The sequence below is a fragment of the Arthrobacter stackebrandtii genome, from assembly GCF_017876675.1.
GTDB classification, from domain to species: domain Bacteria; phylum Actinomycetota; class Actinomycetes; order Actinomycetales; family Micrococcaceae; genus Specibacter; species Specibacter stackebrandtii.
Genome location: NZ_JAGIOI010000001.1, coordinates 1992111 through 2006015 on the forward strand (window position 1 = coordinate 1992111; position 13905 = coordinate 2006015).

Below are 13905 nucleotides of genomic sequence, written 5' to 3' on the forward strand. Positions count from 1 at the left end.
TGACGGTTTTTACTGCGGAAAAGCTCACGCCTCGACCTCGCCAATGTTCACGAGGGCATCGGTGACCATGTTCCAGAACTTCTTGTGGTCCAGGGTGACGGCAACGCTGGTCTTGCAGTCGGCGGGGGCGGGGGCGCGGAAGTCGGCCACAGTCATGCCCAGGGTCAATGTGCCGGTGAGCTCGATGTCAACGGGGACCTTCTGCGTGGTCATGACGGTGGGGTCAATGACGTAGGCGACGGCGCACGGGTCATGGACGGGCGGGTAGTCGAAGCCTTGGGCGTCCTTGTAGGTCTGGGTGAAGAACTCCATGAGTTCCATGACGAACTTGGCCGGCTTGGTGCCCACTGCCTCGATTGCGGCAACCACCTCGGGGGTGGCCAGCGCCTGGTGGGTCAAGTCAAGGCCCACCATGACAACTTCCCAGCCGGCGTTGAACACTATGTGCGCCGCTTCCGGGTCGATCTTGATGTTGAATTCGGCCACGGCGCTCCAGTTGCCCACGTGGTAGCCGCCGCCCATCAGGACAACTTCCTTCACGCGCTCCACGATCCGCGGTTCCTTGCGGGCCGCCATGGCGATGTTGGTCAGGCCTGCCGTGGGCACCAGGGTGATGGTGCCGGGCTCGTGGGACATGATGAGTTCAATGATGAGATCGACGGCGTGGCGCGGGTCGAGCTCGATCGCCGACTCGGGCTGTTCCGGGCCGTCCATGCCGGAATCGCCGTGGATGTCGGGAGCAGTTTCGATGTTGCGCACCAGCGGGCGGTCGCAGCCGGCGGCAAAGGGGACGCCGGTGATGCCGGCAATGGTGCCCACGCTCAGGGCGTTGCGGGTGACCTTCTCCAGCGTCTGGTTGCCCACCACCGTGGTCACGGCCAGAAGCTCGATGTTGGGGTTGCCGTGTGCCAGCAGCATGGCCACGGCATCGTCATGGCCGGGGTCGCAGTCAAGGATGATCTTGCGGGGCCCGCCGGCATCAACCGGGGCGGCGTTGGCGGGGGCGGAAAGCTGTTCCATGTTCACGTTTTCTCCACGTCGTTGGGGCGTCTCCGGGAATTCCGGTGGTGCACGGTAACTTATTCTGGCACCGCACCGCGGAGGACGTCAAGCGCTTAACGTGAATTGCGTCAAGCGCTTGACCCATTGGGGTTGCGGGGTCCGCCCCCTGCGCCGGTACGATCGATCCATGCAACAGCCACCAGCACCCCCGGCCCGCAGCGCCGGCCCTGCCCGCGTCACGGCTGCCATGGTTGCAGCCCGGGCGGGGGTATCGGCGGCCACGGTGTCCCTCGTGACCAACGGCAAGACGGCCGGGCGCGTGTCCGCCGAGAACATCGCCAAGGTGGAGCAGGCGGTGGCCGAGCTGGGCTATGTGGTGGACGGTCTCGGCAGTTCCCTGGCCAAGGGCCGCAGCAACATCGTGATCATGGTGGCCCCGGACGTCTCCAACCCGTTCTTCGCCAACGTGATCGCGGGCGTGCGCCGGGAAATCGGCCAGGACTTTGCACTGCTGCTGTCCGTGACCGACGCCGGCCGGACCCCCGAACCCGCCGACGTCCGCCGCCTCCTGGCCCTGCGCCCCGCCGGGCTTCTGATCGACGCCCCCAGTGCCCGGTTCCTGGCGGAACTGCGTGCCACCGAACCCACCGTGCTGCTCGACGCGGCCGGCATCGCCAGTGAAACCCCGTCGGTTAACTTTGACATTGCCGGCGGTGGGCGGCTGCTGGCCGCCCACCTGGCCGAACAGGGCCACCGGAGAGTCGCCTACCTCGACAGCACCACCGGAACCGAGACGTTCCGCGTGCGCCGCGAGGCCTTTGCCGCCGAGGCCGGGCGCCTGGGCCTGGACGTTGTGGACATGCAGGCCACCACCATCGACGTCGGCACGGCTGCCATGGAATTTGCCCGGGCCTGGCCGGGCCTGTCCGCCCGCGGGGCCACCGCCGTCGTGTGCGCCACCGACACCCAGGCGTACGGAGTGCTGCAGGAGGCGCGGGTGGCCGGCGTCGAAATTCCCCGGGCCCTTGCCGTGACCGGCTTTGACGACCTGCCCTATTCCGAGACGTCCAATCCGGGCCTCACCACCGTCCACCTGCCCGCACTGGAGATGGGGCGGCTGGCCGGCCGCCGCCTGCTGGAACTCATGGACGGCGGCGCCGGAGGGGGAGCGCTCACACTGGATTCGAGCCTCGTGGTGCGCGGCTCAACCCTCGCATAGATCAATATCGGGTGCGCAGTTGTGGTGCACCGCGGGTGTTTGCTTCTGCCGAATCGCCCCAATATCCGTGCGACCCAAATAAGGGCGGAAGGTGCCGGGGAGAGCCTCACGGCCGGCACGTAGGGTATACACAGATTCACCATCTAAACTATTAACTCGTGAGCGCAGAAAATAACTTTACCCCTGAACCCAGTGACGTCTCCGAGCAGATGCTGGTCCGCATGGACAAGCGCGCCAAATTGCTTGAACGGGGCGAACAGGCCTATCCGGTGGGGGTGGAGCGCACCCACACCATCGAGGAAATCCGCGCCAAGTACCCCGATTTGGAAGCCGACTCCACCACCGGGCAGATTGTCGGCATCAGTGCCCGCGTCGTGTACGTGCGCAACAAGGGCAAGCTGTGCTTCGCCACCCTTCAGTCGGGTGAGGGCGCCCGCCTGCAGATCATGTTGTCACTTGCCAATGTTGGCGAAGAGGCGCTTGCGGACTGGAAGTCCCTTGTCGACCTGGGCGACCACGTGTTCATCAAGGGCGAGGTCATCAGCTCCCGCACCGGTGAGCTGTCCGTCATGGCCACCGAATGGGCCATGGCGTCCAAGGCACTGCGGCCGCTGCCGGTCCTGCATGCCGAACTCTCAGAGGAAATGCGCGTCCGCCAGCGCTATGTGGACCTGATCGTCCGCGACAAGGCCCGCGAGCAGGTCCGCACCCGCTCCGCCATCATCAAGGCCATCCGGGACACCCTGCACGGCGAAGACTACATCGAGCTCGAAACGCCCATCCTGCAGCTCATCCACGGCGGCGCCTCCGCCCGCCCCTTCCACACACACCTGAATGCCTTTGACCAGCCCATGACGCTGCGCATTGCCATTGAGCTGTACCTCAAGCGCGCCGTGGTTGGCGGCATGGACAAGGTCTTTGAAGTCGGCCGCATTTTCCGCAACGAAGGCGTCGATTCCACGCACAGCCCGGAATTCACCATGCTTGAGGCATATGAGGCCTACGGCGACCAGTTCACCATGGCCCAAACAATGCAGCGCATTATTCTTGCAGCAGCCGATGCAACCGGGTCTCGGACTATTACCACCGACCGCGGGGAAATCAACCTCGACGGCGAATGGCCGTGGCTTCCCGTATACGAGGGACTCTCCAATGCAGTGGGCAGCGAAATCACCCCGGACACGTCTGCCGATGAATTGCGGACCATTGCGCAAAAGCATGACGTCGGCGTTGACCCGGCATGGGATGCAGAGAAGCTCGTCGTCGAATTGTTTGGCGAAATTGTTGAACCCACACTTATCCAGCCCACCTTTGTGTGCGACTATCCGCCGTCGGCCCAGCCGCTGGCGCGCCCGCACCGCGACAAGGACAACCTCATTGAGGCGTGGGACCTGATTATCGACGGCCGGGAAACCGGAACCGCCTTCTCCGAGCTCATTGACCCCGTCATTCAGCGCGAACGGCTTACCCAGCAGTCCCTCGCAGCAGCCGCGGGCGATCCCGAGGCAATGCAGCTTGATGAAGACTTCCTGCGCGCCCTGGAATACGGTGCCCCGCCCATGGGCGGGCTGGGCCTTGGCATTGACCGGCTCGTCATGCTGTTTACGGGTGTGGGCATTCGTGAAGCCATTCTCTTCCCCCTGATGAAGCCAGAGCAGGAGTAGTACAGATATGGAATATGTTGCAGTTATCCTGCCGTCGCTTGGTGTGGGCGTGCTTTTCTACTTCGCCATGAAAGCTATATTCAACGCGGATAAGTCAGAGCGCGATGCATATTCCCAGGCAGAGCATGAAGCTGATGCAGGTGGAGAAGTTAAAAACTGAGACCCATTAGCAGGCAACCTTTGACGCGGCTGGCTTTTACCTACATAATTTGACATGAAGTATTCATCAAATCTATGTGAGGCGATTATCAATCATGGCACAGAAAATCCACATCACTCTCGTTGACGATCTCGACCAGAGCCCGGCGGACGAAAACGTCAACTTCGGACTCGATGGTATCAATTACGAGATTGATCTTTCCGCCGACAACGCACAGGCCCTGCGGGACGCTTTGAGCAAGTACGTTGGCGCCGGCCGCCGTGTTGGCGGACGTGCAGTCCGCGGCCGCGGCCCCGTCGCAGCGCCCAAGGGCAACAGTGATGTTGCGCAAATCCGTGCATGGGCCCGTGACAACGGCTACACCGTCCACGAGCGCGGCCGAATCCAGGCTGAAATCCGCGAAGCTTACTACGCGGCACAGGGCGGCAACGCCTAGCAGCCCCGGCCCCGGCTGGCACCTTTGACGGCGGGACTCCCCACACGGGGCTGTCCCGCCGTCGTGCTTTAACCACCTGCGGAAATGGCGCCGGCGGCGATTTGCTATTTCCCCTGTGGCGAACAAGCCCCCACGGCACCCCGGCACTGCGTAGCATCAAAGTACGCAGTAAAAGGAGTGTGCGAAATGTTTGAGCGATTTACCGACCGAGCCCGACGCGTTGTTGTGCTGGCCCAAGAAGAGGCCCGCATGCTCAACCACAATTACATTGGCACAGAGCACATTCTGCTCGGCCTCATCCATGAGGGTGAAGGTGTTGCCGCCAAGGCCCTTGAATCCTTGAACATTTCGCTGGACGGCGTGCGTGAACAGGTCCAGGAAATCATTGGACAGGGCCAGCAGGCACCCAGCGGGCACATCCCGTTCACTCCGCGCGCCAAGAAAGTCCTGGAACTTTCACTGCGTGAGGCGCTGCAGCTGGGCCACAACTACATCGGCACTGAGCACATCCTGCTCGGGCTGATCCGTGAAGGCGAAGGCGTTGCCGCGCAGGTGCTGGTGAAGCTGGGTGCAGACCTGGGCCGCGTGCGCCAGCAGGTCATCCAGCTGCTCTCCGGTTACCAGGGCAAGGAACCCGTCGCCAGCGGCGGCCAGCAGCCCGAAGGCACCCCTGCCGGATCGGTTGTGCTGGACCAGTTTGGCCGCAACCTGACCCAGGCAGCCCGGGAAAACAAGCTTGACCCCGTCATTGGGCGCGAGCACGAGATGGAACGCGTCATGCAGATCCTCTCCCGCCGCACCAAAAACAACCCCGTCCTGATCGGTGAGCCCGGCGTGGGCAAGACCGCCGTCGTCGAGGGCCTGGCCCAGGCCATTGTGCGCGGCGACGTGCCGGAGACCATCAAGGACAAGCAGCTCTACACCCTTGACCTGGGATCCCTCGTGGCAGGCTCGCGCTACCGAGGCGATTTCGAAGAGCGCCTGAAGAAGGTCCTCAAGGAAATCCGCACCCGCGGCGACATCATCCTCTTCATCGACGAAATCCACACCCTGGTGGGTGCCGGTGCCGCCGAGGGTGCCATCGACGCCGCCTCGATCCTCAAGCCCATGCTGGCCCGCGGAGAGCTGCAGACCATCGGCGCCACCACGCTGGACGAGTACCGCAAGCACATCGAGAAGGACGCCGCGCTGGAGCGCCGCTTCCAGCCCATCCAGGTGCAGGAGCCAACGGTTCCGCTGACCATCGAGATCCTCAAGGGCCTGCGCGACCGCTACGAGGCGCACCACCGCGTCTCCATCACCGACGGCGCCCTGGCTGCCGCCGCAACGCTGGCGGACCGCTACATCAGCGACCGCTTCCTGCCGGACAAGGCCATCGACCTGATCGACGAGGCCGGCGCCCGCCTGCGCATCCGCCGCATGACCGCCCCGCCGGAGCTGAAGGAAATGGACGGTGAAATTGCGGCAGTCAAGAAGCGCAAGGAAGACGCCATTGACGCCCAGGACTTCGAAGGCGCGGCAGCGCTGCGCGACGACGAGCAGAAGCTCATCAGCGCGCGCGCCGAAAAGGAGCGCCTGTGGAAGTCCGGCGGCATGGATGAGATTTCCGAGGTCGACGACGAGCTCATCGCCGAAGTCCTCGCGAACTCCACCGGCATCCCGGTCTTCAAGCTGACCGAGGCCGAGTCCACGCGACTGCTGAAGATGGAAGAGGAACTGCACCGCCGCGTGGTGGGCCAGGACGAAGCCATCAAGTCCATTTCGCAGGCGATTCGCCGCACCCGTTCCGGACTCAAGGATCCCAAGCGCCCCGGCGGCTCGTTCATCTTCGCCGGCCCCACCGGCGTCGGCAAGACCGAGCTGGCCAAGGCCCTGGCCGAGTTCCTCTTCGGCGACGAAGACGCGCTCATCACCTTGGACATGTCCGAGTACTCCGAGAAGCACACGGTCTCGCGGCTCTTCGGTGCCCCTCCAGGCTACGTGGGCTACGAAGAGGGTGGCCAGCTGACCGAGAAGGTGCGCCGCCGTCCGTTCTCCGTGGTCCTGTTCGATGAAGTTGAGAAGGCCCACGCGGACCTCTTCAACTCGCTGCTGCAGATCCTGGAAGACGGCCGCCTGACCGACAGCCAGGGCCGCGTGGTGGACTTCAAGAACACCATCATCATCATGACCACCAACCTGGGCACCCGCGACATCTCCAAGTCGATCGCGACAGGATTCCAGTCCGGCACGGACACCCAGACCGGCTACAACCGCATGAAGGCACGCGTCTCGGAGGAGCTCAAGCAGCACTTCCGCCCCGAGTTCCTGAACCGTGTTGACGACGTCGTGGTGTTCCCGCAGCTGACGCAGGATGAGATTATCGAGATCGTGGACCTCATGGTTGCACGCCTTGAGACCCGCCTGGCGGACAAGGGCATGGGCATCGAGCTCACTCCGGCCGCCAAGGTCCTGCTCGCCACCCGCGGCTACGACCCCGCCATGGGTGCCCGGCCGCTGCGCCGCACCATCCAGCGCGAGATCGAGGACCACCTCTCTGAGAAGATCCTCTTCGGCGAGCTGAAGGACGGCGACATCGTCTCGGTGGACGTTGAGGGCGAGGGCGATGACGCAAAGTTCACCTTTGTGGGCACCGCCAAGCCGAACATTCCGGAAGCCATCACCGCCTCCGCGTAACCGTTCGACGCCGGCTGGCCGGCTCTGCGGGGCGCGCAACCTTTACAGGTTGTGCGCCCCGCTTTTTTGTGCGCGGTTCTGGCGCGCCGACTCCTCCGGCCTTAGTGTGGGGACATGTTTCCCTTCCGGAACCGCACCGCCGATCCCCTTCTGGTCCGGGCCCGCCGGCTGCAATCCGGCACGGCGACGGACCGGACAATGTTCTTCAGCGACGCCGTGTTTGCGATCGCCATGACGCTGCTTGTCCTTGACCTGAAGCTCCCGGCCGTGCCGCCGGACACCACGGCGGAGGAGCTGGCAACGCTGCTTGCGGGCCAGTTGGGGCCCCTGGCCGCCTTTATCCTGAGCTTCGTCCTGATAGGCAGGCTGTGGATGAACCACCACCGCAGGTTCACCGCCGTCGAGCGCTATGACAGCGGACTGCAGGGCCTGAACCTGGTGTGCCTGTTCTTTGTCGTCTTCCTTCCCGTGCCCACCTCACTGCTGTTCCAGGCGAACGGACAAAGCCCCTGGCCGCCGGTGCTGTATGCACTCACCGTCGCCGGCGCGTTCCAGAGCCTTGGTTGGCTGTGGACCCACGCGAACAAGGCCGGGCTCATGGCCGACTGGCTGGACCCCGCCCTGTACGGGCTGGTCCTGCACGGCACGGATCCGGTGTGGGTCGTGTTCCTGCTGTCGATCCCGGTGGCCTTCGTCAGCCCCGTGTGGGCCATGTATTCCTGGGTCCTGATCCTGCCGGCGTCCCTGCTGCACGGCCGGTGGCAGCTGGCCCGGCTTGCCCGTGGCGGCCGGCCGCCCGCACCCGCTGCCAAGAATGCGGCCGGGGAGCCATAGACTGAAAAGGTGACTTCAGCACCCGCCACCTCCGCCATTGTCCTTCGGCCCGCCCGCACCTCGGACGTGCATGCCATCAAGGAACTGGTGGCGCCCCTGGCCGAGCGGCGCATCCTGATCTCCAAGGAGTCGGTCACATATTTTGAGTCCATCCAGGAATTCCTCATTGCGGAGGTGGACGGGCAGGTTGTTGGCTGCGGAGCGCTGCACGTGATGTGGGAGGACCTCGCCGAGATCCGCACGCTTGCCACGGCCGATTCCTGGCGCGGCCACGGCGTGGGCCGGGCGCTCGTGGCCCGGCTGCTGGAGAATGCAGAGGTGCTGGGCGTCAGCCGCGTGTTCTGCCTGACCTTTGAGGTGGACTTCTTCGTCCGCAACGGCTTCACGGTGATGGCTGACCAAAGCGCCGTGGACCCCGCCGTCTACTCCGAGCTGCTGCGCTCCGCCGATGAGGGCATCGCCGAATTCCTGGACCTGGCCCGCGTCAAGCCCAACACCCTCGGCAACACGAGGATGATCCGCCAGCTCTAAAGAGGCGCCGAGTCAGCTGCAGAACAGGTCTGGACATGTTCCAGACCTGTTCTGCATGGCGCCAGCCTGTTCTTTGCCGTCTGATGGCGGTTTGCCCGGCGGGCGGGCCTGCCTGGCCCGGCACTCAACCCTTGCTTTGCGAGCGGTAGCGCAGCGGGGTGGTGCCGTGGACGGTGCGAAACTGCCGGGAGAAGTAGAAGGCGTCCGCATAGCCAACGGCGGCCGCGATTTTCGCCACCGGCAGGTCAGTGGTGTCCAGCAGTTCCCTGGCACGGGACATCCGCAGCTGAGTTTGGTACTGCAGGACCGGCAGGCCCACTTCCTGGCGGAACAGCGTGGCGAAATGGGAAGGGCTCAGCCGCGCCATGGCCGCCAAGTCGGCAACGCTGGCCCGTTCGGCAAGGTGGCCCTGCAGGTAGTCCCTGGTCCGTTCCACCACGCCGCTGCGCTGGCTGCCGCCGCCCGCTCCTGAGGCAAGCATCGCCAGGAAATGCCACGCAGCGGCTGAGGCGGCGAACAGGATCGCGGGGCTGGTGTCGCGCTCCATGTGCTTGACGACCTCCTCCAGCAGCGCGACCGCCCGGAAAAGGTTGGCCACGGTGCGCACAGGCGCCGGCCCAACGGCGCCCGCCGCGTCCAGCAGTTCCGGCAGCTCGCTGCCGTCAAGGTGCATCCACCACAGCGTCCATGGATCGTCCTGTTCGCTGCCATAGGAGTGCGGCACCCCCGGCGGGATGACAACCACCTGCCCGGCAGCCACCGGATGCCCGATGCCGTCCACCGTGCACCAGCCGCGACCTGCCGTGCACACCAACACCACGGCCTGCCGGATGGGCGCGTCCCGCTCGAGCCCGTGGGCCTGGGCCTGTGGGAAGTATCCGCAATCCGTGACCAGCAGCGCGCGGGTCCCTGCCCGCACCAGCGCCTTCTCGGCCATGGGTCGGGGGAGCACATGCAGGCGCTGGCCGGGGAATCCTTCTGCAACTGACATGCCACAAGATTTGCCGGTAACAGTTGTTTTGTCCAGTTTTTCAGTTGAAACCGCTATTCCTGCGGATCTTGTGAGTGCCTAGGCTTTGACTATGAGCCACGAATCATCCATTCCTTCGCGTATTAACCTTCCGCCGGTGCCCGCCGACCAGGCCGCAAAAGCCGTCGCCGCATGGGCCGAGCCGCTTGTCATTGACACCTACATGCCGCTGGCCCCGGACAGCAAGCCTTCCTTCTTTGAGCAGCGTGTCTACCAGGGCTCCACGGGCAAGGTTTTCCCGCTGCCGTTCCATGAGCGGGTCAGCCAGGAGAAGAAGCCGCACGCCTGGCAGGCAGTGCACATTGAGAACGAATGGGTGCGCGTGGTGATCCTGCCCGAGCTGGGCGGGCGCGTCCACATCGGCTACGACAAGGTGGCCGACTACGATTTCTTCTACCGCAACAACGTCATCAAGCCGGCCCTGGTCTCCCTGACCGGCCCCTGGATCTCCGGCGGCATCGAGTTCAACTGGCCACAGCACCACCGCCCCGGCACCTTCTTGCCCACAGACTTTGAGATTGAGCACGAGGACGATGGCGCCGTCACTGTCTGGTGCTCAGACCACGACCCCTTCACCCGCATGAAGGGCATGCACGGCATCCGCCTGCGCCCGGACAGCGCCGCCATTGAGGCCCGCGTTCGCCTGTACAACCGCACGGATGAAACCCAGACGTTCCTGTGGTGGGCAAACGTTGCCGCCGCCGTCGATGACAACTACCAGGCCTTCTTCCCGACGGACGTAGACCAGGTTGCCGACCACGCAAAGCGGGCCACGGCCAGCTACCCCGCACCTCTGCCCGGCCAGACCTACTACGGCGTTGACTATTCCGCCCAACGTACGGAAGAGGTGCCCGACGGCGACGGCCTCGACTGGTACCGCAACATCCCCGTGCCCACCTCCTACATGGTCACCGCCACCGAGGATGACTTCTTCGGCGGCTATGACCACGCCCGCCGTGCAGGCTTTGTGCATTGGGCCGACAAGCACTACGCCCCCGGCAAGAAGCTGTGGACCTGGGGTGACGCACCCTTCGGCCATGCCTGGGATGCGGCGCTGACCGACAGCGACGGCCCCTACATCGAACTCATGGCAGGGGTCTTCACCGACAACCAGCCCGACTTCACCTTCCTCACCCCCGGTGAAACAAAGACCTTCAGCCAGTTCTGGTACCCCATCCACCAGATCGGCCCGGCCCACCAGGCCACCACCCAGGTCGCCGTCCGACTGGACGTCAACGGCACCCAAGCAGTCCTCGGGGCCTCCGCGGCTGAGCAGTTGCCGGGCAGCGCCGTCGAACTCCACACGGCAGCAGGGGAGGCGCTGTTCTCCCAGCAGGTGGAACTGCTCCCGGGCGAGCCCTTCATTCACACAGTTGAGCTGGGACGCAGCATCGACGCCACCGAACTGGTCCTGACCGTTCGCCAGGGCGAGACCGAGTTGATCCGCTGGCAGCCGCGCCCGCAGACCGTCGCCACGGGCGAGATCGCGGACCCGGCCACCGAACCTCCGGTGCCGGAGGACGTGGGCAGCGTTGACGAGCTGTTCTTCATTGGCCAGTACCTGCGCCAGTACCGCCACGCCACCCGCCTGCCCGAGCCGTACTGGCGCGAGGCGCTGCGCCGCGACCCGGGTGAGGTGCGCTCCAACATCGCACTCGCCGAGCGCTGCATGTGGGCCGGTGACTTCGTTGCAGCAGAGGCATTGCTGCGCACCGCCATATCCCGCATGGTGGCGCACGTTTCCAACCCGGCCGACGGCGAGGCGCACTACCGCCTGGGCATCGTCCTGACCAAGACCGGCCGCGACGCCGAGGCAGAGCGCTTCCTGAGCAAGGCAGCATGGAACTCCGCTTGGCGTGTTCCGGCCCGCTTCGCCATGGGCCGCCTGAAGGCACGCGCCGGCCAGTACGTCGCCGCCATCGCCGAACTGCGAGAGGTCCTCTCCCTTGACGCCGCACACCTGCAGGCCTCTGATCTGATGGTCCGCGTGCTCCGTGAAAAGGGCCGTACCGCTGAGGCAAAATCGCTGCTGGGCGGCACGCTGCAGCGAGACCCGCTGGACATGTGGGCACGCGACCTGGCGGGGCTGCCGCTGACCGCAGACGCGCCCACCCTGCTCGATGTCGCCGTAGAGTACTCCACCGCCGGCTTTGTTGATGATGCGCTGCGCATCCTTGACCTCGCCGCAGTTGCGGCCCGGGGCAACGCGCTGGGCCAGGTCCAGGTCGCGCCGCTCGTGGAATACCACCGGGCGCTGCTGCTGGACGCCAAGGGCCTCACGGATGAGGCACAGGCTGCGCTGGCCCAGGCCCGGAAGGTTGACCGCACGCTGTGCCAGGCCTCCCGGAGCACCGACATTGCGGCCCTCGAAAATGCCTTGAAGCACGACGGCAGTGACGCCCTCGCCGCCATGCTGCTGGGCAACTGGCACTACGACAAGCGCCGCTACGCTTCCGCCATCGAGCTGTGGGAGTCCGCTGAAGCGTCCCTGCAGGCCCTTGGCGCCGAAGCGTTGGGTGAGCAGGAGCGCGACTCACTCGTGATTGTGCTGCGAAACCTGGGCATCGCCGCGTACAACGTGTTGGGTCAGGGCGCCCGTGCCCTTGACGCCTACAAGCGGGCACGCGTCCTGGCCCCGGACGACTCCAAGCTGTTCTTCGAGTACGACCAGCTGGCCATGCGCCTCGGTGCCACCACGGGCGAGCGTCTGGAACTGTTTGAGAAGCTGGGCGGGCTGGTGGAGGTCCGCGATGACCTCAGCGTTGTGTTCGCCAACCTCTTGATTGAGGCCGGCCGTGCACTCGAGGCCCGCAACTGGCTCATCTCCCGCGTCTTCCAGCCGTGGGAAGGCGGCGAGGGCCAGTCACTCGCGGCCTGGGATGCGGCCAACATTGTCCTGGCCGAGGAGGCCCTTGGCGCCGGAGATCCTGCTGCGGCCCTCACGTGGCTGGACTCTGCCATGGACAGCCCCGCAAGTCTGAGCGAAGCCCGCCACCCGCTGGCCAACTCAGCCCGCCTCCAGCTGCTTCGTGGAGACGCGCTCGCAGCCCTGGGCCGGGACGATGAAGCCACGGAGGCATGGGAACACGCCGCCTCGTTCCGCGGCGACTTCCAGGCCATGAACGTGCAGAGCTACAGCGAGCAGAGCTACTACTCGGCCATGGCGTTGCGCCACCTGGGCCGCGCGTCGGAGGCTGAGCAGATTGCAGACGGCGTGGCCGGCTACATCGCAGAACTTGAGGCGAGCCGGGCCACGATCGACTACTTTGCCACCTCGCTGCCCACCATGCTGCTGTTCAACGAGGACCCGCAAAATGGGCGGGAGCGCACCATTGCCCGGTTGCGCAGCCAGCTGGAGACACTTCGCGGCTTGCCCGTATGAAGCATGTTGTGAGGGGCCCCGGCCTGCGTGCGGAAGTGCACGCAGGCCGGGGCGCCCGCATTTCCAGCCTGCGCAGCGACGACGGTTTTGAATGGCTGCTGGCAAGCCGGCCCACCGTTTCGGCAGGCCCCGGGCAGCCATTTGTCCGGGAAGGCATGGGCGGCTGGGATGAGGTCGCCCCCACGGTGCAGGCCGATGCGGGCCTGCTGGACGAACAGGGGAAGCCGGTGCCGGCACTGCCCGACCACGGTGACATCTGGAACGTTCCGTGGACCGTGGGGCGGGCGGCTCCGGATGAGCTCGAGATGTCCGTTGACCTGGGCAGCCTGCCCATCAGGCTCGAGCGGAGGATATCCGCCACGGGCACGGGGCTGCGACTGGACTACCGGGCCAGCACGGAATCCCCGCTGCCTGTTCCGCTTCTGTGGTGTGCCCACCCGCAGTTCGCCGCTGGGCCGGACACCACGGTGGCATTGGAACTGTCCGGGAAGCCCGTCACGCCGCTGCTTGTGGAGATGTATCCTGGCCAAGGCGCCGTCCGCAGCTTCCCAGTGGAACCGGTCCACGGCACGCTTGGCCCCGGCACGTCCTTGAAGGTTTTAGCAGCCGCGAGGACAACGGTGGACGCGGCGGTCCTGTGCCACGGAGGCGGCCGCAGCCTGAGGATCGGCTGGGACCCGGCCGCCCTGCCCTATCTGGGACTGTTTTGGGACAATGGTGAGTTTGCCCGGGAACCCGTGCTCGCCGTCGAGCCATCAACTTCCTGGGGGGACCGGCTCTCCGCTGCAGTGCGGCAGGGCATGGCCCTGACCGTTGCTGCCGGCGCACCACTTGAATGGGCCCTGGACGTGTCCAGCACAACCGTATTGAAGTGATGCTGAACCGGCACCGCGGCGGGGGCGGGCGGCAGCCAAGCGCCAGAGCCTGCAGCCCGCCCACAAAATCATGCCACCGGCCGCGCGTCCCTACCT

Annotated in this window: 11 protein-coding genes; 9 read left to right on the forward strand and 2 right to left on the reverse strand. The window is 65.4% G+C overall.

Annotated elements, in window-relative coordinates; translation table 11 throughout:
* Window positions 1–24: 24 nt before the first annotated feature.
* The gene (uriH, locus tag JOF48_RS08370; RefSeq protein ID WP_209679475.1) at window positions 25–1020 is read right to left on the reverse strand and encodes a uridine-preferring nucleoside hydrolase UriH; all 996 of its coding nucleotides are present in this window, start codon (window positions 1018–1020) and stop codon (window positions 25–27) included.
* Window positions 1021–1189: 169 nt separating this feature from the next.
* Here uriH and JOF48_RS08375 point away from each other — a divergent pair, with 169 nt between their 5' ends.
* From JOF48_RS08375 to JOF48_RS08405, 7 genes are all read left to right on the forward strand, one after another.
* Complete coding sequence (locus JOF48_RS08375; protein WP_245346458.1) at window positions 1190–2221, forward strand: LacI family DNA-binding transcriptional regulator; 1032 nt, start codon at window positions 1190–1192, stop codon at window positions 2219–2221.
* A gap of 209 nt (window positions 2222–2430) precedes the next feature.
* Window positions 2431–3885 (forward strand): lysine--tRNA ligase, encoded by a 1455-nt coding sequence (gene lysS / locus JOF48_RS08380; protein ID WP_209684334.1) that lies wholly within the window; start codon window positions 2431–2433, stop codon window positions 3883–3885.
* Window positions 3886–3892: 7 nt separating this feature from the next.
* A complete protein-coding gene (locus JOF48_RS08385) occupies window positions 3893–4045 on the forward strand; it encodes a hypothetical protein (RefSeq protein ID WP_209679477.1) in 153 nt (50 codons plus the stop codon).
* Window positions 4046–4139: 94 nt separating this feature from the next.
* Window positions 4140–4481, forward strand: a complete 342-nt coding sequence (locus tag JOF48_RS08390) for a histone-like nucleoid-structuring protein Lsr2 (protein WP_209679481.1) — start codon at window positions 4140–4142, stop codon at window positions 4479–4481.
* Between the two features lie 186 nt (window positions 4482–4667).
* A complete protein-coding gene (locus tag JOF48_RS08395) occupies window positions 4668–7157 on the forward strand; it encodes an ATP-dependent Clp protease ATP-binding subunit (RefSeq protein WP_209679484.1) in 2490 nt (829 codons plus the stop codon).
* A 114-nt stretch (window positions 7158–7271) separates the two neighbouring features.
* Window positions 7272–7991 (forward strand): TMEM175 family protein, encoded by a 720-nt coding sequence (locus JOF48_RS08400; protein WP_209679487.1) that lies wholly within the window; start codon window positions 7272–7274, stop codon window positions 7989–7991.
* A 9-nt stretch (window positions 7992–8000) separates the two neighbouring features.
* The gene (locus tag JOF48_RS08405; RefSeq protein ID WP_209679490.1) at window positions 8001–8522 is read left to right on the forward strand and encodes an amino-acid N-acetyltransferase; all 522 of its coding nucleotides are present in this window, start codon (window positions 8001–8003) and stop codon (window positions 8520–8522) included.
* A gap of 124 nt (window positions 8523–8646) precedes the next feature.
* Here the strand turns inward: JOF48_RS08405 and JOF48_RS08410 are convergent, their stop codons facing one another.
* Entirely contained in the window at window positions 8647–9513 is an 867-nt protein-coding gene (locus JOF48_RS08410) for an AraC family transcriptional regulator (protein WP_209679493.1), read from the reverse strand.
* A 91-nt stretch (window positions 9514–9604) separates the two neighbouring features.
* Between JOF48_RS08410 and JOF48_RS08415 the strand changes: the two genes are divergently transcribed.
* Together JOF48_RS08415 and JOF48_RS08420 are read left to right on the forward strand one after the other, a co-directional pair.
* The gene (locus JOF48_RS08415; protein WP_209679496.1) at window positions 9605–12934 is read left to right on the forward strand and encodes a DUF5107 domain-containing protein; all 3330 of its coding nucleotides are present in this window, start codon (window positions 9605–9607) and stop codon (window positions 12932–12934) included.
* On the forward strand, window positions 12931–13809 hold the full coding sequence (locus JOF48_RS08420) for an aldose epimerase family protein (RefSeq protein ID WP_209679498.1): 879 nt from the start codon (window positions 12931–12933) through the stop codon (window positions 13807–13809). Before JOF48_RS08415 ends, JOF48_RS08420 begins: the two co-directional genes overlap by 4 nt.
* The last annotated feature ends 96 nt before the right edge of the window (window positions 13810–13905 follow it).

Excerpts from the sequence above, each read along its gene's own strand:
- uriH (WP_209679475.1), bottom strand. The coding sequence starts at position 1,020 with ATGGAACAGCTTTCCGCCCCCGCCAACGCCGCCCCGGTTGATGCCGGC.
- JOF48_RS08375 (WP_245346458.1), top strand. The coding sequence starts at position 1,190 with ATGCAACAGCCACCAGCACCCCCGGCCCGCAGCGCCGGCCCTGCCCGC.
- lysS (WP_209684334.1), top strand. The coding sequence starts at position 2,431 with ATGCTGGTCCGCATGGACAAGCGCGCCAAATTGCTTGAACGGGGCGAA.
- JOF48_RS08385 (WP_209679477.1), top strand. The coding sequence starts at position 3,893 with ATGGAATATGTTGCAGTTATCCTGCCGTCGCTTGGTGTGGGCGTGCTT.
- JOF48_RS08390 (WP_209679481.1), top strand. The coding sequence starts at position 4,140 with ATGGCACAGAAAATCCACATCACTCTCGTTGACGATCTCGACCAGAGC.
- JOF48_RS08395 (WP_209679484.1), top strand. The coding sequence starts at position 4,668 with ATGTTTGAGCGATTTACCGACCGAGCCCGACGCGTTGTTGTGCTGGCC.
- JOF48_RS08400 (WP_209679487.1), top strand. The coding sequence starts at position 7,272 with ATGTTTCCCTTCCGGAACCGCACCGCCGATCCCCTTCTGGTCCGGGCC.
- JOF48_RS08410 (WP_209679493.1), bottom strand. The coding sequence starts at position 9,513 with ATGTCAGTTGCAGAAGGATTCCCCGGCCAGCGCCTGCATGTGCTCCCC.
- JOF48_RS08415 (WP_209679496.1), top strand. The coding sequence starts at position 9,605 with ATGAGCCACGAATCATCCATTCCTTCGCGTATTAACCTTCCGCCGGTG.
- JOF48_RS08420 (WP_209679498.1), top strand. The coding sequence starts at position 12,931 with ATGAAGCATGTTGTGAGGGGCCCCGGCCTGCGTGCGGAAGTGCACGCA.